Source organism: Bacteroides sp. ET489 (genome assembly GCF_030518095.1).
Lineage (GTDB): Bacteria > Bacteroidota > Bacteroidia > Bacteroidales > Bacteroidaceae > Bacteroides > Bacteroides ndongoniae.
The window spans coordinates 146,041-170,107 of record NZ_JAULLJ010000003.1; the positions used below are offsets into that span (position 1 = coordinate 146,041).

General features: G+C 52.6%; 20 protein-coding genes. 3 read left to right on the top strand and 17 right to left on the bottom strand.

Annotated features, from left to right (window positions below; all coding sequences use genetic code 11):
- Position 1: 1 nt before the first annotated feature.
- The 3 genes from Q3C19_RS02900 to pta all read right to left on the bottom strand — a co-directional run bounded on the left by Q3C19_RS02900 (position 2) and on the right by pta (position 5,897).
- Positions 2-3,277, bottom strand: coding sequence for a TonB-dependent receptor (locus Q3C19_RS02900; RefSeq protein WP_302727117.1), 3,276 nt, complete (start codon positions 3,275-3,277; stop codon positions 2-4).
- Positions 3,278-3,497: 220 nt separating this feature from the next.
- Positions 3,498-4,694 (bottom strand): acetate kinase, encoded by a 1,197-nt coding sequence (locus Q3C19_RS02905; protein ID WP_302727119.1) that lies wholly within the window; start codon positions 4,692-4,694, stop codon positions 3,498-3,500.
- Positions 4,695-4,880: 186 nt separating this feature from the next.
- Positions 4,881-5,897, bottom strand: coding sequence for a phosphate acetyltransferase (gene pta, locus Q3C19_RS02910; RefSeq protein ID WP_022162970.1), 1,017 nt, complete (start codon positions 5,895-5,897; stop codon positions 4,881-4,883).
- Between the two features lie 409 nt (positions 5,898-6,306).
- Here pta and Q3C19_RS02915 point away from each other — a divergent pair, with 409 nt between their 5' ends.
- Entirely contained in the window at positions 6,307-6,675 is a 369-nt protein-coding gene (locus Q3C19_RS02915; protein ID WP_302727121.1) for a CidA/LrgA family protein, read from the top strand.
- Positions 6,672-7,367, top strand: a complete 696-nt coding sequence (locus tag Q3C19_RS02920; RefSeq protein WP_071148453.1) for an LrgB family protein — start codon at positions 6,672-6,674, stop codon at positions 7,365-7,367. The genes Q3C19_RS02915 and Q3C19_RS02920 overlap by 4 nt, the downstream gene beginning before the upstream one ends.
- A gap of 161 nt (positions 7,368-7,528) precedes the next feature.
- Here the strand turns inward: Q3C19_RS02920 and Q3C19_RS02925 are convergent, their stop codons facing one another.
- The 10 genes from Q3C19_RS02925 to Q3C19_RS02970 all read right to left on the bottom strand — a co-directional run bounded on the left by Q3C19_RS02925 (position 7,529) and on the right by Q3C19_RS02970 (position 15,465).
- Positions 7,529-8,848, bottom strand: a complete 1,320-nt coding sequence (locus Q3C19_RS02925; RefSeq protein ID WP_277120519.1) for a TldD/PmbA family protein — start codon at positions 8,846-8,848, stop codon at positions 7,529-7,531.
- A gap of 84 nt (positions 8,849-8,932) precedes the next feature.
- Positions 8,933-10,468: a TldD/PmbA family protein gene (locus Q3C19_RS02930; RefSeq protein WP_302727125.1), complete on the bottom strand. Its 1,536-nt coding sequence runs from the start codon at positions 10,466-10,468 to the stop codon at positions 8,933-8,935.
- Positions 10,469-10,651: 183 nt separating this feature from the next.
- Positions 10,652-11,416: a diadenylate cyclase CdaA gene (cdaA, locus tag Q3C19_RS02935; RefSeq protein ID WP_071148450.1), complete on the bottom strand. Its 765-nt coding sequence runs from the start codon at positions 11,414-11,416 to the stop codon at positions 10,652-10,654.
- A 142-nt stretch (positions 11,417-11,558) separates the two neighbouring features.
- Positions 11,559-12,407 (bottom strand): dihydropteroate synthase, encoded by an 849-nt coding sequence (gene folP / locus Q3C19_RS02940; protein ID WP_302727127.1) that lies wholly within the window; start codon positions 12,405-12,407, stop codon positions 11,559-11,561.
- 202 nt (positions 12,408-12,609) lie between these two features.
- Complete coding sequence (locus tag Q3C19_RS02945; protein WP_159434430.1) at positions 12,610-12,711, bottom strand: smalltalk protein; 102 nt, start codon at positions 12,709-12,711, stop codon at positions 12,610-12,612.
- A 119-nt stretch (positions 12,712-12,830) separates the two neighbouring features.
- Entirely contained in the window at positions 12,831-13,316 is a 486-nt protein-coding gene (locus tag Q3C19_RS02950; protein WP_302727129.1) for an HU family DNA-binding protein, read from the bottom strand.
- Between the two features lie 196 nt (positions 13,317-13,512).
- Positions 13,513-13,791, bottom strand: a complete 279-nt coding sequence (locus Q3C19_RS02955; RefSeq protein WP_302727131.1) for a type II toxin-antitoxin system YafQ family toxin — start codon at positions 13,789-13,791, stop codon at positions 13,513-13,515.
- The gene (locus Q3C19_RS02960) at positions 13,791-14,036 is read right to left on the bottom strand and encodes a toxin-antitoxin system HicB family antitoxin (protein WP_302727133.1); all 246 of its coding nucleotides are present in this window, start codon (positions 14,034-14,036) and stop codon (positions 13,791-13,793) included. Before Q3C19_RS02960 ends, Q3C19_RS02955 begins: the two co-directional genes overlap by 1 nt.
- An 82-nt stretch (positions 14,037-14,118) precedes the next feature.
- Positions 14,119-15,000, bottom strand: coding sequence for a DUF4373 domain-containing protein (locus tag Q3C19_RS02965; RefSeq protein WP_302727135.1), 882 nt, complete (start codon positions 14,998-15,000; stop codon positions 14,119-14,121).
- A gap of 135 nt (positions 15,001-15,135) precedes the next feature.
- Positions 15,136-15,465 carry a hypothetical protein gene (locus tag Q3C19_RS02970; RefSeq protein WP_302727137.1) on the bottom strand — a complete coding sequence of 110 codons (330 nt, stop codon included), beginning with the start codon at positions 15,463-15,465 and terminating at the stop codon, positions 15,136-15,138.
- 406 nt (positions 15,466-15,871) lie between these two features.
- Here Q3C19_RS02970 and Q3C19_RS02975 point away from each other — a divergent pair, with 406 nt between their 5' ends.
- Positions 15,872-16,594: a S24 family peptidase gene (locus tag Q3C19_RS02975; RefSeq protein WP_302727200.1), complete on the top strand. Its 723-nt coding sequence runs from the start codon at positions 15,872-15,874 to the stop codon at positions 16,592-16,594.
- A 213-nt stretch (positions 16,595-16,807) separates the two neighbouring features.
- Here Q3C19_RS02975 and Q3C19_RS02980 read toward each other — a convergent pair whose 3' ends face one another.
- Genes Q3C19_RS02980 through Q3C19_RS02995 form a run of 4 tightly spaced genes read right to left on the bottom strand, consistent with a single transcriptional unit; the run spans position 16,808 to position 23,358 of the window.
- The gene (locus tag Q3C19_RS02980; RefSeq protein WP_302727139.1) at positions 16,808-17,803 is read right to left on the bottom strand and encodes a fimbrial protein; all 996 of its coding nucleotides are present in this window, start codon (positions 17,801-17,803) and stop codon (positions 16,808-16,810) included.
- A gap of 21 nt (positions 17,804-17,824) precedes the next feature.
- A complete protein-coding gene (locus Q3C19_RS02985) occupies positions 17,825-19,765 on the bottom strand; it encodes a BACON domain-containing carbohydrate-binding protein (RefSeq protein WP_302727141.1) in 1,941 nt (646 codons plus the stop codon).
- An 18-nt stretch (positions 19,766-19,783) separates the two neighbouring features.
- Positions 19,784-22,015, bottom strand: coding sequence for a fimbrial protein (locus Q3C19_RS02990; protein ID WP_302727143.1), 2,232 nt, complete (start codon positions 22,013-22,015; stop codon positions 19,784-19,786).
- A 29-nt stretch (positions 22,016-22,044) separates the two neighbouring features.
- Complete coding sequence (locus Q3C19_RS02995) at positions 22,045-23,358, bottom strand: fimbrial protein (protein WP_302727145.1); 1,314 nt, start codon at positions 23,356-23,358, stop codon at positions 22,045-22,047.
- Positions 23,359-24,067: the final 709 nt, after the last annotated feature.

The window sequence follows — 24,067 nt, forward strand, 5'->3', positions numbered from 1 at the left end:
TTTAGAATGTTACGTTAAGCCCGCAGGAGAACTGGCGGTTGAAAGGATAAACATAGCCGAAAGAAGACGTATCGGTAATGGACTCGGGATCGAAGTAAGGCTTCACTCCGCTCCATTCGCACAGGTTGTCGGCACTGACAAATACACGCACCCGGCTCAATCGGGCTTTGCGTACCCACTCTTGCGGCAGCGTATAGCCGACGGTGATGTTCTTCACACGCAGGTAAGCGGCATTCAGCATGTAGCCTGTCTGGGGAATGGCCAGGCCCATCGCCTGGTCGATGCGGGTTCCCAGGTTCTTATCGGCCAGCCACGATTGCAGGATGGGGTATCTGGCATCAAGGTTCTGGTTGGCCAGTCCGGCGGCGATGTACGATTGCGAATGCTTAGCCATGTCGACCTCGCTGTCCGTTGTGGGGCGGTAGAAGTCGAAAGTGTGCAACTGTCCGCCGCTGTAGGGTTGCTGGTAGAAGCCCCAGTACAAGTAACTTTGCGGATAGAAGTCGCGCTTGCCGATGCCTTGCAGGAAGACGGCTACATCGATTCCGTTCCATTCGGCACTCAGATTCAGGCCGAAGCGGAAACGGGGAGCCGAATTACCGATAACGCTCAGGTCGCCCGGATCGTCTACCGTGACCGACCCTTTGGTGATGCGGTGGTCGCCGTCCAGGTCTTTGTACTTGGGCCAACCTTCTACAATTTCGAGTGCCCCCCAAGGGATGATTTCGGTTTCGTCCAAGGCTGCTATTTCGTCCTTGCTGCTGAACAGGCCATCGCTCTGCAATCCCCAGATTTCTCCGATTTCCTGCCCTTCGTAATACTGCGTCAGGTTGCGGGTAGGATTGTCGAACTTAGTGATCCACGTACGGCTGTCCGACAGGATGAAGCGGGCCGCCCAGTTCAGGGGTTTTCCGGCCAGGCGGAACTCGTCCTGATAGCCGATACTCAGTTCCCAGCCGCGCGTCTTCAGATTGGCGGCGTTCTCCTGCGGTTCTTCCTTGCCCAACACACCGGGCAGCTCGCGGCCCATGGTAAGCATTCCTTTGGTGTCGCGACGATAGAAATCGAACGAGGCCGTCAGCTTGTTGTCCAAGAAGCCCAGGTCAATACCGCCATTGACAGTACGTACTTCCTCCCAGGTGTAGGCCGACGATACCAAGTCGGGCGAAGTCACCGTCTGCTGCAGTTCGCCGTCAATGATGTAACTGCCCAACTGCGAACTCATATAAGGAATGTAACCGTATTCGCTCACCAGCTGATTGCCCAGCGAACCGTAAGAAGCGCGGAGCTTGAATTGAGAGAAGATGTCGCGCAGGCCGTCGAAGAACGATTCGCTGTCCACCCTCCAGGCTACCGAGCCCGAGGGAAAGAAGCCGAAACGCTTGTTCTTGGGGAAACGGGACGTACCGTCGTAACGGCCGTTCAACTCGAAGATATAGCGGTTGTCGTACGAATAGTTGGCACGGAAAAAGCAACCACGGATGGCCCAGTCACGGTAGGTCTGGCCGACGTATTGGGTGCCGGAAGCCAAACCGATGGAAGGCAGAGCAGTAGAGATGATGTCGTAGCGCTCGGAATGGAAGTTGTCGGAACGGTTGTACTCCTGATTGAAGCCCAGGATGGCGGTCACCTGATGGCGGTCGCGAAACAACTTGTTGAAGGTACCATACACTTCGAACACCGTGTACAGGTCGTCTGTGCTTTCCTTCCAGGCACGGCTTTCGCCCTGCTCGCGGATATCGTCCGGGCCGTAACCTACCTGGTAGGGGGTCTTGTACCAGTCGTATTCCTGATGTCCCTTCATGAAGGTGAGGTTGGCATTGATTACCAGCATACGTTTCCAGAAGTTCAGTTCACCGGAGAAGGTGCTCTGAAGGCGTCCGTAAGTATCCTTCTCCTGACCGCCATCGACCAGCTGGGCCAAAGCCGTACCCAGTTCGCCGCTGGCCCAAGTGCCATCGGGGTTGCGGTCCATGTCGTGCGGTTCGAGGTCGAAGAACACACTCATATCATAATAGCTCGGTTTTTTACGTTCGGTCACCACGTAAGAGGTGTTGTTCGAAAGGGTCAGCCAGTCCCATACGTCATAGCTCACCTTGCTACGCATGCTGTAGCGGCGGTACTTATCGTTGTCCACAATGCCCGAAAAGATACCGTTCTCGTCATCGTAGCCGCCGGAAAGGTAAAAACGGGTCTTCTCCGTCCGCCCCGACACCGATACCTGATGCGTCTGGGTGAAGGTGTTACGGTTCAGGTAGTAGTCGGTCCAGTCACGGTTGCCCATGTACTCCCACTGGGTCTCGTCCAGCGGGTTCAGGCGCACCGAGGGAGTGCCGTCAGGATTGTCCGAACGCTGGCGTGCCCATTCGAGGCGTTCGTCACTGGTGACGTGTCCCGAACTCCAGGGAGTATTGAGCACGGCGATGTTCTTCAGCTTCAGGTAAATATAGGGATCGGAAGTCTTCTCGGTCAGCGACGAAGGACGTTTCCAGGCAAAGTTGCCGTTGTAATCCACTTGTATACGGTCGCTATTGCCCTGCTTGGTGGTAATAAGTATGACACCGAAAGCGGCACGCGCACCGTAGATGGCGGCCGACGAAGCATCCTTCAGGACCGAAAGGCTTTCGATGTCTTCGGGCAGCAGACGGTTCATCTCTTCTACGTTGGCCGACACACCATCGATCAGAATCAGCGGACTTCCGCCATTGATGGAGGCCTCGCCACGGATGTTGATGTTGGCCGATTTTCCCGGCTCGCCGCTGGTGAAGTCGATGTTCAGGTTAGGAATCATGCCCTGCAAGCCTCGCGAAAGATCGGCAATGGGGCGTTTCTCAAGTTCTTTGGCACCGATCTGGTCCACCGAACCGGACAGGTTGACTTTCTTCTGGATGCCATAGCCCACCACCACGACTTCGTCCAGCGCGGCAGCGTCTTCTTCGAGTACCACCTTCAGTTGCTGTTGTCCCGCCACGGGAACCACTTTGGTGGCATAGCCCACAAAGCTGACTTCGAGTACAGCCTCGGACGAAACGGACAACGAAAAGTTACCGTCGATATTGGTCACCGTACCGTTGCCCGTGGCACGCTCGCGCACCGTAGCGCCCGGAAGGGGTTCGCCTGCGGCATCGACTACACAGCCATTCACTAATATCTTTACACGGACCTGGTCCACCGAAACAGGCAGACGACCGCCGCTTGCAGCCAATGCCGGCAGATTGCAGCACAGCAGTCCGACGGCAAGGCATAACATACATCTCTCTAAGAATTTCCGTTTCATAATCGTTGTTTTAATTCGGCGGCAAAATAAGGGATTGCCGGTTACGGGAAAATTACGCCCCCTTAACATTCTGTTTGCAACCTTGTTGCATTTCGATTACGCGGAAACTCCATTCCATGACTGCCCCAAAAGCAAATGGGGGAAGGACGGGAAGCATGCAAAAAAAGGGTGCATCCACCACGGACACACCCTTGCATGAAGAAAGATAATTCCTATAATATTAGTTGTTCAGTATAGCTACAGTATCTGAAGCAATCATCAGCTCCTCGTCGGTGGGGATGACTACTACTTTCACTTTCGAGTCGTCGGTCGAGATGACCATTTCCTCGCCGCGCACCTTGTTCTTCTCGGCATCGAGCTTCACGCCCATGTATTCGAGGCCGGAGCAGGCACCCCAGCGAGCCGAAGCCTGGTTTTCGCCCACACCGCCGGTGAAGACGATGATGTCCACGCCACCCAGTGCGGCAGCATAGGCACCGATGTATTTCTTGATGCGGTAAAAGTACATGTTCTCGGCCAGACGTGCTTTCGGGTCGCCCTCGGCAACGGCGTTTTCGAGGTCGCGCATGTCGCTCGACTTGCCGAAGATGCCCATCACACCGCTCTTCTTGTTGAGCAGGTTCGAGATGCCCTGTGCGTCGAGTCCTTCCTTCTCCATGATGAAGCTGACGGCACCGGCGTCGATGTCACCGCTGCGCGTACCCATCATAAGGCCTTCGAGCGGAGTGAGACCCATGCTGGTGTCCACGCACTTGCCGTCCTTGATGGCGGTGATGGAACCACCGTTACCGATGTGGCAGGTGATGATGCGCTGTCCTTCGGGTTTCACGCCTAAGAACTCGCATACGCGCTGCGATACGTAGCGGTGTGAAGTTCCGTGGAAGCCGTAGCGGCGCACGCCGTATTTCTCATACAGTTCGTAGGGAACGGCGTACATGTAGGCGTAGTCGGGCATGGTCTGATGGAAGGCGGTGTCGAAGACACCAATCTGCGGCACGTTGGGCAGGATGGCTTCGATGGCATGAACGCCTTTCAGGTTGGCAGGGTTGTGCAGCGGAGCCAGGTCGTTGCAGGCAGTGAAAGCATCGAGCACTTCCTTGGTCAGCAGTACCGACTTGCTGAACTTTTCGCCGCCGTGCACCATGCGGTGGCCTACGGCATTGATTTCGTCGAGCGACTTGATGGCTCCGTACTCGGGGCTGGTCAGCGTGTTGAGGATGAACTCTACGCCTACGGTGTGTTCGGGGATGTTTTTCTCCAGAATCTTCTTTTCGCCGTTGGGCAGGGTCAGTTTCAGGAACGAGTCGGGCAAACCGATTTTCTCGATACCGCCCTGTGCGATGACCGACTTGCTGTCCATGTCGAACAGCTTATATTTGATGGATGAACTTCCGCAGTTCAGAACTAAGATTTTCATAAAGAATTAAGAATTAAAAAATTAAGTTTCGCATGTAAAGTTTTAACCGGTAGTTAAGGAGGTAAGGAGTTAAGAAGTTAAGCCGATACATCGTGAACGGTCTGCTTTCTATTGGCTTTTAACTTCTAAGCCCACCCCAAAGGTGGGCGATAACTCCCTTTAACTTCTATAACTCCTTGCAAGAAATTACTTGCCTTCCTTGGCTGCGATGGCCTGGTTGGCAGTGATAGCGATCATGCGGTAAACGTCCTCGATAGAGCATCCGCGCGACAGGTCGTTCACGGGGCGTGCGATACCTTGCAGGATGGGGCCTACGGCGTCGGCATGACCCAGACGCTGAACGAGCTTGTAGGAGATGTTACCTACTTCGAGGCTGGGCACAACGAGTACGTTGGCATGTCCGGCGATGGACGAACCCGGAGCCTTGCTGGCACCTACTTCGGGCACGAGGGCGGCATCGGCCTGCAATTCGCCGTCGATGGCGATGTCGGGAGCCATTTCCTTGGCTATCTTCAGAGCCTCAACTACCTTGTCTACTACTTCGTGCTTGGCCGAACCTTTGGTCGAGAAGCTCAGCATGGCCACTTTCGGATCGAGTCCGGCAACGGCGCGTGCGGTGCGTGCGGTGCAGACGGCAATCTGTGCCAGCTGTCCGGCATCGGGCACGGGTGTTACGGCTACGTCGCCCATGACGAGGACACCGTTCTTACCGTATTCGGGAGCGTGAGTGAGCAACAGCATGGCACCCGATACGCAGGTGATGCCCGGAGCGGTCTTGATGATCTGCAGGGCAGGACGCAGTACGTCGCCCGTCGTGTTGCGAGCACCGGCCAGCTGACCGTCGGCGTCGCCGTTCTTTATCATGAGGCAGCCCAGGTAGAGCGGGTCGAGCACCAGCTTGCGGGCTTCTTCGATGGTCATGCCTTTCTTCTTGCGCAGTTCGCAGAGCAACTGTGCGTACTCTTCCATCTTAGGATGGTTTGCGGGGTCGATGATGGTGGCTTTACCGATGTTGCCCAAGCCCCACTCTTTGGCGCAGGCTTCGATTTCGGCCGGGTTACCCAGCAGAATCAGGTCGGCTACTCCGTCTGTCAAAATCTGGTTGGCAGCTTTCAAGGTGCGTTCTTCGGTTCCTTCGGGAAGAACAATGCGTTGGCGGTTTGCTTTGGCGCGCTCAACGATTTCGTTAATTAATCTTTGCATGATAATATATAGTGTATAAGAATAACCGGAAGTAATCTGTGTAATTCACGCTGCAAAAATACACAATTTTGCAATATCAACATTGCAATTCGGGGCTATTTTGTGGGAGAAATGATAAATATTGGAAAATTTAACACAAACCGCCGACGGCCGACAGCCGCGCTTCGGGGGTGCGAGCCGTGCAGGTGTCGCTCGTGAGCCGTGCAAGTGTCTCTCGCGAGCCGTGCAAGTGTTGCTCGCGAGCCACACAAGTGCGCCGCAAACGATAACTTTTTCCCCTCCCGACGGCACAACCGACCGATAGAATCGCTACCTTTGCAGCCGTTTTCAGTATAACCGCCCGACGGGGAGCGACTCCGCCGGAGCGAAATGTACAATAAGGTATTACTTTTTTTAGCTTAACAGTATTATGATTCGTCAATGCGCCATCCTCTTCGGATGCCTTGCCTTGGGTGAACTGATTGTCTGGCTGACGGGCGTCAAACTGCCGTCCAGCATCATCGGGATGCTGCTGCTCACCCTCTTCCTGAAACTGGGTTGGATCAAGCTGCACTGGGTACAGGGCATGTCCGACTTTCTGGTAGCCAATCTGGGATTTTTCTTCGTGCCGCCCGGCGTGGCACTGATACTCTACTTCGACGTCATCGCCGCCGAGTTCTGGCCCATCGTCATTGCTACGGTAGCCAGTACCGCCCTGGTACTTGTCTCGACCGGCTGGGTACACCAGCTTCTGCACCGTTATTTCCATCGTCATCCCTTAACCCGTAAACAGAAATGAATTATCTCGAAAACAACTTTTTCCTGCTGGCCGTCACCTTCGGCGTCTTCTTCCTGTCGAAGCTGTTGCAGAAGAAGACCGGCATCATGCTGCTCAACCCCATCCTGATTACCATTGCCGTGCTCATCATCTTCCTGAAGATGGCACACATCGAATACACCACCTACAACGAGGCGGGCCACCTCATTGAGTTCTGGCTGAAACCGGCCGTCGTGGCCCTGGGCGTGCCCCTGTATCTGCAACTGGAGACCATCAAAAAGCAGATTCTGCCCATCATCCTGTCGCAGCTGGCCGGATGCGTGGTGGGCGTCGTTTCCGTCGTGCTCATTGCCAAACTGATGGGTGCCTCGAACGAAATCATCTACTCGCTGGCGCCTAAGTCCGTCACTACCCCCATCGCCATGGAGGTGGCCAAGTCGCTGGGCGGCATCCCCTCGCTGACGGCAGCCGTCGTCGTCTGTGTAGGTCTGCTGGGCGGCATCCTCGGTTTCCGGATGATGCGCCTGACGGGCGTGCAGAGTCCCATGGCGCAAGGCCTCTCGATGGGAGCCGCCGCACACGCCGTAGGCACCTCGGCCGCGATGGACGTCAGCCGCAAGTACGGCGCCTTCGCCAGCCTGGCCCTGACGCTGAACGGCATCTTCACCGCCCTGTTCACGCCGACGTTGCTTGAGCTGTTGGGGTTGCTGTAGAGCGACGCTCCGCAGAAGAATACAAAAAGAGAGAGGGTGTGCCAGCATTAAGAGATATCATCTTAATCTGACACACCCTCTCTGTGTGCAGGCGAACTTACCGAACGCCCTTTCGGGCCATTAGCCCGTATACGAGTGTGAAGCCCAGCGGACGCTGTCCGTTACAGTCCGCTGAAGCTGATGCCGTCGAATACCAGCGAAGGGATGCGCCACGAACGGTTCAGCATAGCATCGTTGCCCACCTCGACCAGCGAGCTCCACAGCTGCACCATGTTGCCCGTGACGTTCATTTCGTTGACGGGTTGCGTCAGCTTGCCGTTCTCGATCAGGAAACCTTCGATACCGTACGAGAAGTCGCCCGAGCTGCTGTTGCTGTTTCCGCCGTTCAGTCCCGTCACCAGGATACCGTTCTGTACGTCGGCCACCAGTCCGTTCAGGTCCTTGTTGCCCGGCTCCAGAATCAGCAGCGACGGCGAACTGATGGTAGGTGCCACGCCCATCTTCTTGGCATTGTAAGTATCGATGAAGTAAGTCTTCAGTACGCCCTTGTCGAAAATGAGCCGCGGTTCTGTGGCCACACCTTCCGAGTCGAAGTAGCGGGCACCGTTGGCTCCTATCAGGTGGGGTTCGTCCTTCAGCGTCAGCTTCGTGGAGCCTACCTGCTGGTTCAGTTTGTCGAGCAGGAACGAGTTCTTCTGCTGCAAGGCCGAGCCATAGAGGGCACTGAGCATCGGGCTGAGCAGACTGCCCGAAGTCATGGGGTCCAGCACCATGGTGTATTTGCCCGACTTCGCTTTCCGCTGTCCCAACTTACGCAATACCCGCTCCAGCGCCTTGGAGCCGATGCCGGTCTTCGGCAACTGGTCGTAGAAGAGACTGCTGCCGTACCAGTAATCTGACGGACGAGCCTCGCCCTCGCCCCGGACGGCTACACTGGCCGACACCGAGTACCAGGTACTCTTCTCTTCGCCTTCGAAGCCGTTGCTTATCAGGCGGTAGGCTGCGCTTTCGCCGTCGCTGTAGGAAGTATCGACCGAGATAATACGCTCGTCCTTGCCCATCACTTCGTCGGCTGCCACGCGGGCCAGTTCTACTTTGTCATCGGGGTTGATGTCGTAGAAGCGGTTGTCGAACAGTTTCAGGTCGGGCTTGCCGCCTTTGTAGTATCGGCTGGGGTCGGCCAACACGCGCGACTCGTCGGGAGCCAGATAGCGTGTCGACTCAATGCCGTTCTTGATGAAGGTTTCCAGTTCTTTCTTGTCCAGCCGGTTGGTAGAGTACGAACCGTAGCGACCGTCTACATACAAGCTGATGGCCAGTCCGCCTTCCGATGCCTGTTGCAGGCGGTCCATCTTTCCGTTGCGCAGCTCAAACGATGAATTGGAGTTGGCATACAACACCAGTTTGGCTGCCTGGCATCCGTTCTTCAGGGCAAAGTCCATTGCCCATTGTGCCAGTTTCTTATTATTGTCTGTTATCATGTTCTTTATTAATGATTAATGGTTAATGGTAAATGATTAATGGTAACTAATTCTTCATTCCTCATTCTTCATTCTTCATTTTCCTTATTCTCCACCCACCGTCAGTTTGCTGACTAAAGCCGAAGGCATACCGCAGGTGACGGGGCACGACTGTCCGTCCTTGCCGCACGTCCAGGTGCCGTTGTCTATCTTGGCATTGTCGGCCACCATGGTGATGTCGGCCAGTGCTTTGGGGCCGTTACCGATGATGTTGATGTCCTTGATGGGTTGCGTCAGCTTGCCGTTCTCGATGAGGTAGCCCGACTTGACGAAGAACGTAAAGTCGCCTGCACCGATCTGCACCTGTCCGTTGGTGAAGTTCTGTGCATAGATGCCCTGCTTGACGGTAGAGATGATGTCTTCTTCGCGCACGTTGCCAGCCTCCATGTATGTGGCACGCATACGGGGAATAGGCGTGCAGCGGAAGGTGTCGCGGCGTCCGTTTCCGGTTGGAGCCACGCCGTAGAACTTGGCACTGATGCGGTCGTGCATGTAGCTCGTCAGTACGCCTTCCTTCACGATGTAGGTCTTCTGGCCTTCCACACCTTCGTCGTCGAAGTTGACCGAACCGCGGTTGAAGGGGATGGTACCGTCGTCCACCACGTTGATGTGCTCGTTGCACACCTTCTTGCCCAGCTGGTCGCTGAAGATGGACGTCTTCTTACGGTTGAAGTCGGCTTCGAAAGCATGACCGATGGCCTCGTGCAACAGGATGCCCGAACCGCCGGCTCCCATCACGACGGGCATTTCGCCGCCTTTGGGCTTGACGGCCTTGAAGAGGATGGCCGTATTGTCCACCGCTTCGCGAGCCAATGTCTCGACAATGTCGTCGCTAAGGAACTCGAAGCCTTTGCGATACGAACGCGAGGCAAAGCCGTTCTCCATCTGTCCGTTTTCTTCCATGATGCAGACGGCCATGAACGATACCATCGGGCGGTAGTCGTAATAGCTCACGCCCTCGGAGTTGCAGAAAAGCACGTGCGAGGTAGTGTCGCTCAGCGAGGCCTGCACCTTGCGTACACGCGGGTCGAGCGAGAAGATTTTCTCGTTCAGCTTCTCCAGATAAGGGATTTTAGTTTTCAGGCTGACTTCCTCCCAGGGGGAAATCACGGTATAGCGGTTCTTGGCGATGGTTTTCTCGGTCAGTCCGACGGGCTTACCTGCCTTGCCCGACGTAGCGATGCGGGCAGCTGTACGGGCGGCGCGCAACATTTCGTCGAGTGTCACTCCCTCGACATAAGCATAACCCGTCTGGTCGCCTGCCAAGACGCGGACACCCATACCGAAATCGATGTTTGAACCGCAACGGTTCACTTGTCCGTCCATCAGCGTGACGCTGTTGTTGAACGTATGTTCGAAATAGAGATCGGCATAGTCGCCGCCTTTTTCGAGGGCGGCAGCCAGTACTTTCTTCAGATCGGCTTCGGTCACACCGAAGTGAAGCATCGCTGCAGCCACGGCCGACTTGTCATCGGCTGCCCCAAGCGCCCGGCGCACCGGTTCGGGCATGGCCAACGAAGGCATTGCCAGTGAACCCAGCACGACAAGACCTCCTGTACGTAAAAAGTTTCTTCTATCCATATGTTTGAGTATTTGAGTATTTGAGTTTTTGAGTTTTTAAGTTTAGTTGACGAGGAGACGAGGCGTCAGGCCACAAGGAGGAACGGTTTTTAGTTGACGAGTTAACGAGGCTTCAGGCAACGAAGAGGAATTACTTGTTCCTTGTCAACTCGTCTACTTGTCAACTTGTTCCCTACCTATCCGCTACCCCTCCTTCGTCAGCAGGCTTTCCAGTTCTTCGGCGGTGAGGCGCAGGTGGAACTGGCCCTTGTAGGCCACGGAGATGGCGCCAGTCTCTTCGGAGACAATGATGGCGTGCGCATCGGACACTTGCGAGATGCCCATCGCGGCACGGTGGCGCAGTCCCAGTTCCTTGGGAATGTCCAGGTTGTGAGAGACAGGCAGGATGCAGCCGGCAGCCTTGATGCGCTTCTTGCTGATGACCATAGCGCCGTCGTGCAAGGGGCTGTTCTTGAAGAAGATGTTCTCGATGAGCCGTTGGTTGATGTTGGCGTCGATCACGTCGCCCGTGCGCACTATCTCATCGAGGGGCATGTTGTGCTCCATCACGATGAGGGCGCCTACCTTCTGCTTGCCCATGCTGATGCAGGCCATCACGATGGGCATGATGTCTTCGTGTTCGAGCGTTTCCTTCTTGCCACCGGTGAAGAACCGCACCAGCGCACTGGCATGGCGGTGCGAACCGAGGGTGAGCAGAAAGCGTCGTATCTCTTCCTGAAACAACACGATGAGCGCCAGCACACCCACACTGACCAGCTTGTCGAAGATGGAGCCGAGCAACTTCATCTCAAGCACCTGCGACACGACAAGCCATATCAGGATGAACACCAGTATGCCCGTAAACACGTTGATCGAGCCGGAAGCTTTCATCAGCTTGTACGTGTAGTACAGCAGGAAGGCGACCAGCAGGATGTCTATAAAGTCTTTTATGCCAAATTCGAAAAACACGGTTGTTGGTTTTATTATTAGGTTTTATTATATGTTAGTTAACAAGGGGACAAGTTAACGAGGCCACGAGGGGACTTGCTTATTACCTTACTAATATCTTGTTCACTTGTTTTTCTCGTCAACTCGTCAACTTGTCAACTCGTCAACTCCTCAACATCTTCTCCACAATCTGCACCGTCTCGACAGCCTGGCGGACGTCGTGCACACGCAGGATGTCGGCTCCCTTCATCAGGCAAAGGGTATCGAGCACGGTGGTACCGTTGAGCGACTCTTGCGGAGTGGTACCCAGCAGACGGTAGATCATCGACTTGCGCGACACGCCCACAAGCAGCGGCAGGCCGAAGATACGGAACTCTTCGAGGTGGGCCAACAGCTGGTAGTTGTGGTCGAGCGTCTTGCCGAAGCCGAAACCGGGGTCGAGGATGATGTCCTTCACGCCCAGTTCGTGCAGTTGCTGCACCTTGCGGGCAAAGTAGAGGAAGACCTCGCGCAACAGGTTGTCGTAATGTGGCTCGTGCTGCATGTTCTGCGGGGTGCCCTGCATGTGCATCATGATGTAGGGCACGTTGAGCCGGGCCACGGTGGAGAACATGTCGGCATCCATCTCGCCCGCGGCGATGTCGTTGATGATGTCCACACCGTATTCTTCGACACACATGCGGGCCACGTCGGCACGGAAAGTATCGACCGAAATCACGGCATCGGGCACCGTGCGGCGAACGATTTCGAGTCCGCGGCGCAGGCGGTCCATCTCTTCGCGCGGCGAAACGTCGGCAGCACCGGGACGCGAGGAATAGGCTCCCACGTCGATGATGGCGCCGCCTTCGTCCACTATCTGACGGGCGCGGCAGGCTATCTCGTCTTCGGTCTGCATGCGGCTGTCGGCGTAGAAAGAATCAGGGGTCAGATTCAGGATGCCCATGACGCAGGGCGTCGAGAGGTCCATCAGCCGGCCTCCCACGTTGATGTATTTGGTTTCGAGGGTTTTCATATTTCTGTAAACGGTTCTTTTTAGGGATTTTCCTGTTTGTGCAAAAGTAAGAAAAAAAGCAATAGGGCGTGAGGGGATGGGGGCTTTTTATTTCCTTATTTCCGCGGAGGCGGATATCCTCCTGCCTCAAAAACAGAAAGGAAGGCATTCTTCCTGCCTTCCTCTCCTCCGATGTTGGCCGCGCGGCGCCCGTCTGCTGTTTTCAGACGAGCGGCGGCATGGCGTTTCCTCCGATCACTCCGGCAATGGCCGAGGCCACTGCGATGATGACTTTCAGGACAATGTCCCAGACGGATTTCTTCATTGCCATAACTGATTCCTCCTTTCGTGTTTTTAATGTTGATTTGTGTTGATTGCGGCGGGCGGCACCGTTGTTTTCTGCATACCGCCCTAAACCTTAAACCCTAAACGCTAAACTCCAGTTTATCCCAGCGGATCTTCGCCTCCGCCGCCCTGGCTACCTCCGCCACCGGGCTGACTGCCGCCTGTCGAAGTGGTTTCGCCCTTCCAGGGTACGCACTTCACGCCGGTCAGCAGCGAGCGGGTGGCCACGGTGCGGTCCTGATTGCGGGTCGAGGCGGGTGTGAAGTGCACGCGCAGGGCAGCCTGTGTGGGAGTGACCTCGGCAGCGGTGGCGGCTCCCATGCCGCGCGAACGCATCACCAGGCGGAAGGTGCCCAGTCCGTCGAGGGTGACGCTTTCGGACGCCTGCAGATGGGTGGTCATCACGGTGACCAGGTTGTCGATGGTGTTCTTCACGTCACCCGTGGTCAGCGAGGAGTAGGCGGCTACTTCGCGGGCTATCTGGGTGGTGTCAACGTTGCCCGTATAGACGGCGCGGGGGTGATACAACCTCTGCCCTTCTTCGTTGGGCAATGTGGATTGGATGGTTTTGTAGATCAATGCCATAGTTTTAAGTTTTCAAACTGTTAATAAATCGTGTTCTTTTTCTTTGTGTCTTAAGCTTAACCACATTGCAAAGATAGGCATTCACGGGGATACGTGCAAATGTTTCGGGCGGTTGCGTTCAACAAAAAGGAGGTTTTGTTTTCAACAGGTGAACAACAGAGATAATATGTATCTACGAAGAAGAATGTACTATTATTTAATACTTCTTGAACAATTCCGAATGACTTCCAAGCCTCAATACATCAATGACATCAGTTCCCGAATCCAGCCATATCAACAGGAAATCCCCCTCAATATGGCACTCCATACAGTCCTTATAATCACCCTTCAGCATGTGAGCCTTGTATTCGGGCGGCAATTCGATTTCATTCTGAAGCATACGAAACACTTCCAGCAATTTCGCCAATTTGCTGGGATTGTTACGATACCTTTTAAAGTCCTTTTTATATTGTGTCGAATAACGCAGTATCTTCATTATTCACAAGACTTTATCATTGCCTCTATACTGCTGGTATCTATGGTACCGGTGAATTTGCCGGCACGTGCCTCTTTAATGGCTGCAACTGTTTCGTCGTTGGGTTCCGAACTCATCACATCCATCAAAGTAGTTTCCACAAAATTATTCAGGCTCAAATTGGCCTTTTTTGCTTTCTCGTGCAAGACTTTCAACAAGTCTTCACGCAGCCGAAAAGAAGTTTGTTTTCTTACTACTGTTTCCATATCATCAGACATTATGATGTGTATCACAAAAATAATACATTCCATTGCAATATCCAAATCCGAGGGGCGTTTTGTTGCCCTTTCACCGCCCTCCCCCGCACAAGCTCAGCAGATACCGCCCCGGCTGGCGGATCTTGCCGTGACTGGTGCGCAGAGGCTCGAAGCCTTTCCACACGGGATGACCGATGACGCCGAAGTTGCTCTTCAGCACGATGGCATACTGTTCGGCAGGCGGCACACGAAACTGCATCAGGTTGCAGAGCAGGCCGTCGAGGTTACGGTTCAGGCCGTCGGCAGGGGGTTGCAGGCGGGCCACGTCGGCTTGTGTCCACTCACGGCGTACAGAAAGAGACTCGTCCTCCACGGCCTTCGGGGCCGTGCCGGCAGTTCCCACGCTTTCGGGGGAACTATCGAGGAGGGGATTTTCTTTACTTTTGTTTTCTTTTGTTTTCTTTGTGTACTTTGGGGCAGTCGAAGGGGTGTTTTCGGCCTTTTCTGTTGCAGATTGCGGCTTTTCTGCAACATTTATCCCCTTTTCTGCACCCGATTCCGCCGGTTCTTCCGAAACCGATTCGGCAGACAGAAGCAAGTAACGCTCGTCGATGGGACACGTCGAACGCCGACGGGTGATAAACAGATATTGCCGCTGGATTTCGGCCGAAGTCAGAATGCCGTACCGACTGAACATGCCGGCATCGAACAACCCAAACTCCACAGCCAGGGCAATGACATCACGCACATCCTTGGCCTCGCCCTCGCGAAGCAGGTCGGAAAGGTCGTCGTAAAACATCTCGTCGGCCACCACATAGTAGCCCTCGCCACCATAAATGGCGCAATACGCTTGCAGCAGGATGAAGACAGCCACATCGCCCTTACGCTTCACAAGGCGGCGAAGCAGGCGGCTCTGCAAGAAGTCGGTATTCATGGGGAAATAATCAAGACCCCGTTTAGGTACTCTGGACATAAAAATGAAGAATGAAGAACGAAGAATGAAGAATTTTAAATAATGGAGAACGACACGATTCACCACGGATTGCGCAGGTTATCACAACGTTGATAAACACGCGACAACCCGCGCAACCCGTGGCAAGAAACGGCATCAGAACGGATACAGATCCTCCTCCTGCTCGCGCAAGCGTGCCAGACGGCGGCGGTGATGCTCTTCCACCGTAGCCAGTGCCTGACGGATCAGGCGCAGACGTTCGTCACGGTCGGCCACCTGCGTGATGACGGGCGACCGGCGGCGCGACTTCGACTCCTGCGACTTCGCCCGATGGCGTTCGCGGTTCATCGTCCGGCGGCAATCCTTGCAGTAAGGGTCGGGCCGCTGCGTACGGCTGTTCACATAAAATTCTTCAAGGGGTAACACCCTCTTGCAACGTCCGCAACAACGTACGGCGTTCGGCTGATTCGATTCGGAAGTTTTCATAATAATTTGAGTTTTTGAGTTTGTAAGTTATTAAGTTTATAAGTTTTTGAGTTTGTTAGTTTTTGAGTTGGGCGGGGGCCGAAGTGACGCCTTCGAGCCACACTTGTACCGCTCGCGAGCCACACTTGCACGGCTCACGTGGGACACTTGCACGGCTCGCGAGAGACACCAGTGTGTATTTTCCGCCAAATAGTTTGCAGTGTTTAAACAAAACCGCTATATTTGTTGCTGCAAATATAAAATGATTTTCAATAAGAAAACAACGAAACGCAGATTTTCGCACGAAAAAGTTTATAATCCACTGAATATAAACTTCGTACAACGGAAATCCGCGTTCAACAACCCCGATTCGAGAAAAGAAACCAACCATCAACCCCGAAAACACCGGAAAGGAAGAATCCGACCTATGGAAAAGAAAGAAGACCTGATGTTCAACGTGACCGACATCGTACGACGCGCCAAACTGGCACTCGACCTGAAGAAAGACAACGAACTGGCACAATACCTGGGCGTCTCGCGCTCGACGCTGAGCAACTGGATGGCGCGCAACAGCATCGACTTCGGCCTGCTGCTGAGCCGCCTGCCCGACGTGGACTACAACTGGCTACTGACCGGCAAGGGCATCCCCCGCCACCGCCCCAACTACTGCGACAGCCCCGTGGCCAGCGGCGAAGTAGAGCTGCTGCACACGCCCAAGTCGCCCGACCCGCTGGACGAACGCAGCGTCACCCTGTACGACGTCACCGCCGCCGCCAACCTGAAAACCCTGCTGGCCGACGGCCCCCAGTACGTACTGGGCAAGATACAGATACCCAACATCCCCCGCTGCGACGGCGCCGTCTACATCAGCGGCGACTCGATGTACCCCATCCTGAAGTCGGGCGACATCGTCGGCTTCAAGTCGCTCACCTCGTTCGACGAAGTCATCTACGGCGAGATGTACCTCGTCTCCTTCGACCGCGGCGGCGACGAATACCTGTCCGTGAAGTACGTCAACCGCTCCGAGCAGCCCGGCTGCATCCGCCTCGTCAGCTACAATCCCCACCACGAGCCAATGGACGTGCCGCTCAGCTCCATCAACGCGATGGCCATCGTCAAGTTCTCCATCCGCAAGAATCTGATGATGTAAGGGTGAGGGGCGAGGCAGAAGAAACGAAGGGAGCCGCAAGAATCAAAAAAAAGCCCGGTCGCACCGTTGACGGGTGCAACCGGGTCAAACAAAACAAACAATCCCTTACTAAGAAGTAAGGTTGCTCCGCCGTACGCTTCGCCAAGCCGACGGCCGGACACAACTCCGTTTCACAACGAAGAATAGGGCATTGGTCACATTAAAGAACTGCCCTTATTGGGATTCTTCTACGTCGAAATCAACATCCAAGTCGAACGAACCACCTTCACCAATTTTTATATTTTTTACGACAAGCGTGTAGCAGGTATTACGTTCGATGTCAGTTTTACCTTCCGACAGAATCTTCGACAAAGGAATGTCATAAATGGCTTCGGCAGGTCCAACGCCATGCAACTTCTGTTCCCCATAAAGGCGTAATGTCATCTGGCTGGCCGGAGCCGAATACAAATAGAACAAGGCCTTGTACAGCTGGTCGGTATAGGTTTCCCCGAATGTTTCATCGGTCCGCTCTACCTCCTCTGCCACAGGAGAGGAAGCGGTCAGCGTAATCTTGTCACACGAAGCAAAACCCGTATTCGAGAAGATGTACGAAAGCGTACTGGCTTCCAGCAATTCGGCTTTCGTCAGACTGAAAGCGGTAATCTCCGCCGGGTCGTAAATCTTCAGGTCAAGACGCGCCACTACACGTTGCAGGGCAGCCTGCACGGCAGGAGCCTGATCGGTCCATACCGGAATCGCGGCTTCGGCCGTCATCAGCAACGGACAAGTAAGGGGTGCGCTCATTGCATCGGTCAGCAACGACTCGAACTCGGACTTCGTCACCACACCCGGCGCCGCACTTTCGACCAACGAAGCTACATTTGCACCATTGGCCACCAGAAACACCGTGCGGGCACTCTTATCTTTCAGGCCGTCCAGCGTCACGCTCTTGCTTTCGGTGGGTGACTGCGGCACCCAATCTTCTGTCACAAGGTTTTTATATACTTTTTCCAACTGCCCGCTGTTGTCGAACAGGTAGGCATCGAGGGTCTGCACAGTACGCTCCGCTTCGGTAGCTACCGCATAACTGTCTGCTCCGGCACGCGTCATCGGCTGGCTGATGCAGATTTCCAACGACTGCCCTTCCGCCTCGTTCAGAACCGGATTCTCATCGCCGGTACAGGCCGTGAAGGCCAACGCGGCAATAAAAGGTAAAAATATCTTTTTCATAATCTGTATTCCTCCATTTTATTATTCTTTGATGCTGCGGATACGCAAAGCATCCCAAGCGCGTCCTTTGCTACTAGTATTGTTGCTTGTAGTATCCTGCTGCACACTTATTCCGGCAGAACTAAATGCCACAAAATACTTCGCTAAATTACCTCCACACCAATAATAGGTATAAGTAGTGCTTTTACTCAACCGAGTACATCCATAAGGATAACCGCCATCATAAGTTGCCTCAATATAGCCACCTTGAAGGGTGATGGTCTGTTCCGAACTTATATATTCTCCCTTTTCATCGCACTCATAAAATTTCAGCACGAACTTACTGCTCGAAGCCGTTCTGCCACTGATATAGTAGTGCTTATTATTGTAAGTCAAATAACGATAAGCATTACTTGAAGCACCAACGGCCACCAAGGCTTCCCAATCTGTTTTTGTAGCCATGCGATAACCACTTTCAGACGGATCAACACCGCTCCAAGTTCCCGGACGATGAGTATCAAACACCGAGACTTCAGTGTCTTCATCCACCGCAGGATCGGCAATGCCATACAAGAAAAACTCCTTCCCGTTCTCGCCAACGGCATCTTTACTGCTAGCCCACTGTTCCAAAGTAGCTGCACCGGGTTTGTTGATTGAAGGCAATTCATCCCAGTCCGGTCCTTCCGGTTCCGCCGGCTCCGCCCCTGCCTGAACGACATTGTAAGTCACCTTCACTTCCGGTTTCAGCATGTTACGAACTACAAACTGACCGGTTCGTTCTGTTTCGGCAGTATTCTTGGCAACTACCACCTGGAACTTCTGTACCAGCGAGCGGGTTTCTGTTACTGTCAGCCAATCAGTGCCGTTCAGTACTACGACCTCTACTGCGATATTGTCACTTTCGGATATAACCGAGAAAGTGGCACCTTCAGCAGGAACATAAATTGTCTTTACGTCGCCAGCCACAGCTTTGTTGTCATCTTTCAGCGTAATGCCGGAACCGTCAGGATTTACCGTAACCTCCAAACCGTCTTCTACCGTCACTTCATTCTCAATCGCCTGCGAGGCCCAATCGGTTACCGTTACTTCAGTTTTGATAGCACCGTCTACTTCGTAAAGTGTCACTGTATACAGTTTATTACGCATGAAAGCAGGATGATTGTTCTGATTCTTAAACTCAACAATAGGCAGACTGGCATACTTTATACCGTCTTCATCTACTCCTTCGAACGAAATCTGCAAACCGCTTTCCTCAACGCTACCCTCGTAGGTGTAGAATATCTGAACCGATCTGCCGTTTGGCACACTCAATCCGCTTTTGGTACGGGTTTCTTTACTACCGCTTTCCTTTGCAATGATGGAAGTTTCGTCTTCTACATAAAACGACTCTTTTACACTGTTTTCCATCTTTGCTCCGGTAATCGTTAGTCCATCAACCCGATTCACAACATCGATACGTGCCACGAGACGAACCATGGTGAAATTTATATTAAGCACGGTAGTAGCATTGGTGATGTGTGCTGTGTTTGCACCCTGCATAATAAACCCTACCTCGCTCCAGCGCGTATAGTCTTCAGATGTAGCCCTCAGCTCTAAATAATCGGCGTAGGTACTTGTACCTTCCTCTAAATCCAGATGATTCTCGTTGGCTATGGCTTCAATATAGTAATCACCATTTTCCAAGTCGATAGCTGGGTTATTCTGGAGTAGTTGATTTTCCGTCAAATGAATCACGCTTTTCAATACTCCTTTCTCTCCTCCGGTATAGTCGAAACAATAAAGATCGGCCTGATGAAGGGCACTTTCAGCCCCCGTATCCTCGGTCGTTTCGTCGACACGGGTAGAGGCAGCACCCTCAGGTAAACCAAAGCTCACCGTTATACGTCGGCCTGTATTGCCATCCATCGCGTTTTCCTCGCTGGTACACGAATAAAAAGCGACTGCCAGCAATGCGCCAAACAGATAATATATGTACTTTTTCATGATTGTTAGGGATTTAAATTACTGATTGTCTTTTATACCACGTACCAACATTGCATTATCCTTAGGATAAGCTGCTATTTGGAACCAAGGTCCGTAATTTCCGGTTTGATCATCTGTTCTTCTACTTGTTCTAAATGTCATAGCCCAAGCAGTACCGGCTTTAGGTGCACTTTCAGAAGTCCAATAATAAGCTGTATTATCCCAGTCAAATGTAACAGGAGCAGGACTAACCGGATTAGAATGAGAGCCATAATAAGCACCTAACCTTGATCCACCGGTATAGAAAATTCGTGTTACAACATTATTATCATTCCAATCAACGCTTTCCAAATCATCTTCAGTATATGTAGAAGGAACCACCAAGCAATCAATGGTCAAATGTTCATTCCAAACTTGATAACCATAGGTGATAGAAGGATTATCATCTGAATAAGTCCATCTAATAACATATTTTATACCATCTAGTTCTTTCAACTCTGTCAATGTAGTAAAAGACTTTGATTGATTTTCTACTTTGGGAATAATTTGTTGATATTCTGCAACCGTTGGTAATCTATATCCTTCCGGACATGGCCAAGGTCTAGGATTATCATAAGAAGTTAATCCATTATCATCATATAATTTTGAAGTTCTGTCCGTCCAAATTTCATCAGTCGATCCGTCAGATACATAATCATTTCCATCACCATTGATTATGAACAAATTTTGATTAGTTGTTTTAGCCACCGTCACTTTTGTAGGCAAATTATATGTAACCTTTGCCCAATTTATTCCTCCTGTATTAATCTGTGAGCCATCAGCTGGTTGATATTGGGTAGGGAATGGACTACCCGCATTACGCCCCCATTGATAATATGAACCAACACCATTAGCCCAAGTACTTTCTGGATAATCTTGAGAAGAATATTCATATTTCCAATTCCACCAAGTTTCTGTACTACCATATTGTTTCTGCAAAGCATTTATTGAATTAGCCTCTGCCCATCTTGCTAACGGATTCTTACTATGATCCACCGCCTCATCTTCCTTTCCTTCCTGAGTAAACGTAATCGACACCGTCGCATCAGCTATCAGTTTATTTGTAGCAATCACCGTCAGCGTACGTTCTTCGGAAGTAGCATTGGCTGGAATGGTCAGTGTCCAATAACCTTTTTCCCACAGATAATCTGTACGGGTTTCAGCAGGAGCTGCCAGCGTCCAGCCGTCGGGCAGAGTGGTATGAGTCAGGGCTGCTTCGATGTTCGCGCTCTTCACATACAGATAATAGGTAACAGCTGCATCGGCGGCAACGTTCACCGTCTGGGTGCTCTTCAGGTCTCCTTCTTCCGGATAAACCACCGTTGCTTCGGGCTCCTGCGTCTGGTCGGTAGCGGCAGTCATCATCAGGGCACTTCCGGCACCGATTTCCAAGCTGGAAGAAATTTCAGACCAGTCCGTCACTGTCAGTTCAGGTTCGATGGTACCACTGTTGTTCACTAACTTCACGGTGTACAAGTGGTTGCGGAGTACTTGGGCAACGGGAACTTCCGTACGGTATGCCGCACCGTTCATCGTGCCGGTGATTACCATTACTGTACTGTTCTCCGGATTCTCATAAGAATAAGGTACAGCGTTTTCGCCTGTCTCGGCATCGGCAGGAATAGTAAAGCTATCGCCATCGGCATGTTTCACCAAGTAAGATTCCTTCACGGCTCCTTTCAGCGTGAAAGCCACATCGCTGACACCGGCCTCAACGGCTCCTTCTACCTGGAAAGTGGCAGCCAGACGCACCAGCTCCATGCTGAGTGTAGTGGTTTGTCCGCCTGCCAACGTAATATTCTGTGCGGTAGCACCCTGCATCAGCAGGTTACCATCAAAAGCGGCTGTCGTGGTCTGTGCCAGAAAATCGCCATAAGTACTGATGCCCGTCAGTGTCTCGGCATTGGCAATGGCCTCTACATGATAGGTTCCGCCTTCGGGCACCTTGAACGAACCCGGAAGTCCAGCTTCGGTTTTATCGCTCAACGTAACGGGAAGTGTATATTTCAGTTCAGAGCTTTCCTCCGTTCCCTCAAAAAGATAGACCGTAACCTTCTCTACAGCCGTTTGGTCGACCGCACGAGTCACGGCAAAGCCGTTCAGTCCGGTAAAGGTCATCCGGACCATCGCCTCGTCTCCGGCATATCCGCCCGCATTATCCAGTTCGCTGGAGCAGGCGGCGAAACTTGCCAGCATGGCAAGTATCATGATACGTGATATGATATTTTTCATAAATCTGATTCCTTAGTCTGTTAATAGAATTATTCGGCAGCCTGTGTCACTACCAGTGTGTAAGTGACGTTAGGATCTGCATCGGTCGAAAGCTCGACGTAAGCCTTGCGGGGCGCTCCGCTTTCGTTGGCCGAAATGGCGGCGATGGTCAGGGTATTACCCGAAGGGGTAGCCGTCAGGAAGTCGGTGCCTTTGGTCACCTCGGCTTTCCAGGCCACGTTGGTAGTCACGGTCAGCTGGGCACTGCTGCTTTCGGCCTGGGCCAATGTCAGCTTGTTGCCGGTCAGTCCGTCGCCCGTCACAATAAAGTTGTCTACCTGTACGGGATGTTCGATGGTGCCGCCGTCTTCCCAGTCGCTTACGGTGAAAGTCACGTCTACCGTAGCATCCAAGCCATTAATCTTGGTAATGGTCACTAAGTAACGGGTATTGCGCTCCACTGCCAGCTGATTGCCATCGGCATCGACAAACGGGAGGTCGAAAGCCGCAAGTACGGTCTTTCCACCTACCGTCAGCTTACCGGTTACCACCAGTTTGACGTTGTCGGTAGCAGGAGCTTCGTAAGGATAGAGCAAACTGTTGTAATAAGCTGCTTCGGAAGTTGTGGAAGTAGCTGCTGCAATCGTCTGCTCCAGCTTCAGCGTGGCCGAACCGTCGGCGTAGTTACCTTCCGAGGGGAAGATGAACGAGTTGGGCCGTGCGTTCACCATCTCTAATTTGGAGGGAACGAACAATACACCTTCCTGTGCCTTGACGGCAAGGTCGATGCGTGCTACCACGCGCTCCAGTGCCACAGCGCTGACAGTCACCGAAAGCGGATTGCCGTTCCAGGCATCGGCAGCCACGGAGGCCTCGGCTGTCATCGGCAACGGGCTGGCTTCGGTTACTTCCGGATTGGCCGTCATCGCATTCATCAGCAATGCACGGAAAGCCGCTTCCGTCATACCTGCAACAGCATTTACTTTCAACGAAGCAATGTCCGTTCCGTTTGCCACGAAGAAGATTTTCTTTGCTGTGCGGCTTACGCCGGACAGGGTAACGGTCTTACTATCTTCCAACGTTGCAGGAGTCCAGCTATCTGACAGCAGATTATTGTATTTCTTTTCCAACACATAGTCCTGAGTCTCTGCAGCGGGAGCAAAGAGATAGGCATCGAGAGTTTTCACAGTGCGCTCGGCTTCCGTAGCCACCGAATAGGCCGTACGGGTATTCGCTTCGGTCGAAGCCGACAGTTTCAGTTCCACGTTCAGACCGCCTTCTTTACGGATATCCAACGTGGATTCTTCATTGGAGCAGGCAGCACACAGCAATGCAGCCAACACTCCGAATAACAGTCTCTTCATCATGTAGCTTTTTTAGATTTTAAAGAACAAAAGTTGCATTATTCCCAATCCGGGACACTAAATCCGAATCCCCCTTCCACTTCGACGAGGAGGACTTCTACAACGGGCGGTTCATACGCCACAGATACGCATTCTTTTTCCATACACATAGAATTTTTATGCGTCGATCCAGTTCCTAAAAAGACAAAATTGATTTCCTAGTTACAAGAAGCGTGGAACTGCGTGCTGTTTCACCGATTTATCCGAAGGCCCTAGGAATAGCCCAGCTACATACGAGAACAGACAGCAGACCCACGCTATGCGTGAGAAACTGCCGTGCCATTCTTGTGTAGCTTGAAAATTTCCTAGGTTTTCGAATACAAGAATGAAGCACAACGCTTCTACCAATTTCTTTCCATAAGTTGTGCCGCGAACACTTTCGGCATGCACGCTGCAAATATATCTGTTTTTTTCAAAAAGAGCAAAACTGTTTTCAACTTTTTTTGCGTTTTCTTTTTTTACCGTACAGAAAGAAATTGTATAGCGGCAAGTCCACAATGAATTGAATTGAAATATTATATATTAAGGTATTCCAACGGATGAAAAAGCCAAAATACCCTCAATCGATTATACTTAAAAACAAACAGGCCCTTACTTGGGATTATGAAGAATATTAAACTAACAGGAAAAAATATAAAACGTTCGCACGAGCCTGCCTTCTGCCACCGTA

Coding starts and splice junctions, on each gene's coding strand:
- Q3C19_RS02920 (WP_071148453.1), top strand. CDS start 6,672: ATGAATTATCTCGAAAACAACTTTTTCCTGCTGGCCGTCACCTTCGGC.
- Q3C19_RS02995 (WP_302727145.1), bottom strand. CDS start 23,358: ATGAAGAGACTGTTATTCGGAGTGTTGGCTGCATTGCTGTGTGCTGCC.
- Q3C19_RS02970 (WP_302727137.1), bottom strand. CDS start 15,465: ATGAAAACTTCCGAATCGAATCAGCCGAACGCCGTACGTTGTTGCGGA.
- Q3C19_RS02980 (WP_302727139.1), bottom strand. CDS start 17,803: ATGAAAAAGATATTTTTACCTTTTATTGCCGCGTTGGCCTTCACGGCC.
- Q3C19_RS02965 (WP_302727135.1), bottom strand. CDS start 15,000: ATGTCCAGAGTACCTAAACGGGGTCTTGATTATTTCCCCATGAATACC.
- Q3C19_RS02900 (WP_302727117.1), bottom strand. CDS start 3,277: ATGAAACGGAAATTCTTAGAGAGATGTATGTTATGCCTTGCCGTCGGA.
- Q3C19_RS02975 (WP_302727200.1), top strand. CDS start 15,872: ATGGAAAAGAAAGAAGACCTGATGTTCAACGTGACCGACATCGTACGA.
- Q3C19_RS02960 (WP_302727133.1), bottom strand. CDS start 14,036: ATGGAAACAGTAGTAAGAAAACAAACTTCTTTTCGGCTGCGTGAAGAC.
- Q3C19_RS02905 (WP_302727119.1), bottom strand. CDS start 4,694: ATGAAAATCTTAGTTCTGAACTGCGGAAGTTCATCCATCAAATATAAG.
- Q3C19_RS02930 (WP_302727125.1), bottom strand. CDS start 10,468: ATGGATAGAAGAAACTTTTTACGTACAGGAGGTCTTGTCGTGCTGGGT.
- Q3C19_RS02990 (WP_302727143.1), bottom strand. CDS start 22,015: ATGAAAAATATCATATCACGTATCATGATACTTGCCATGCTGGCAAGT.
- Q3C19_RS02950 (WP_302727129.1), bottom strand. CDS start 13,316: ATGGCATTGATCTACAAAACCATCCAATCCACATTGCCCAACGAAGAA.
- Q3C19_RS02955 (WP_302727131.1), bottom strand. CDS start 13,791: ATGAAGATACTGCGTTATTCGACACAATATAAAAAGGACTTTAAAAGG.
- Q3C19_RS02945 (WP_159434430.1), bottom strand. CDS start 12,711: ATGAAGAAATCCGTCTGGGACATTGTCCTGAAAGTCATCATCGCAGTG.
- Q3C19_RS02915 (WP_302727121.1), top strand. CDS start 6,307: ATGATTCGTCAATGCGCCATCCTCTTCGGATGCCTTGCCTTGGGTGAA.
- Q3C19_RS02925 (WP_277120519.1), bottom strand. CDS start 8,848: ATGATAACAGACAATAATAAGAAACTGGCACAATGGGCAATGGACTTT.
- pta (WP_022162970.1), bottom strand. CDS start 5,897: ATGCAAAGATTAATTAACGAAATCGTTGAGCGCGCCAAAGCAAACCGC.
- Q3C19_RS02985 (WP_302727141.1), bottom strand. CDS start 19,765: ATGAAAAAGTACATATATTATCTGTTTGGCGCATTGCTGGCAGTCGCT.
- folP (WP_302727127.1), bottom strand. CDS start 12,407: ATGAAAACCCTCGAAACCAAATACATCAACGTGGGAGGCCGGCTGATG.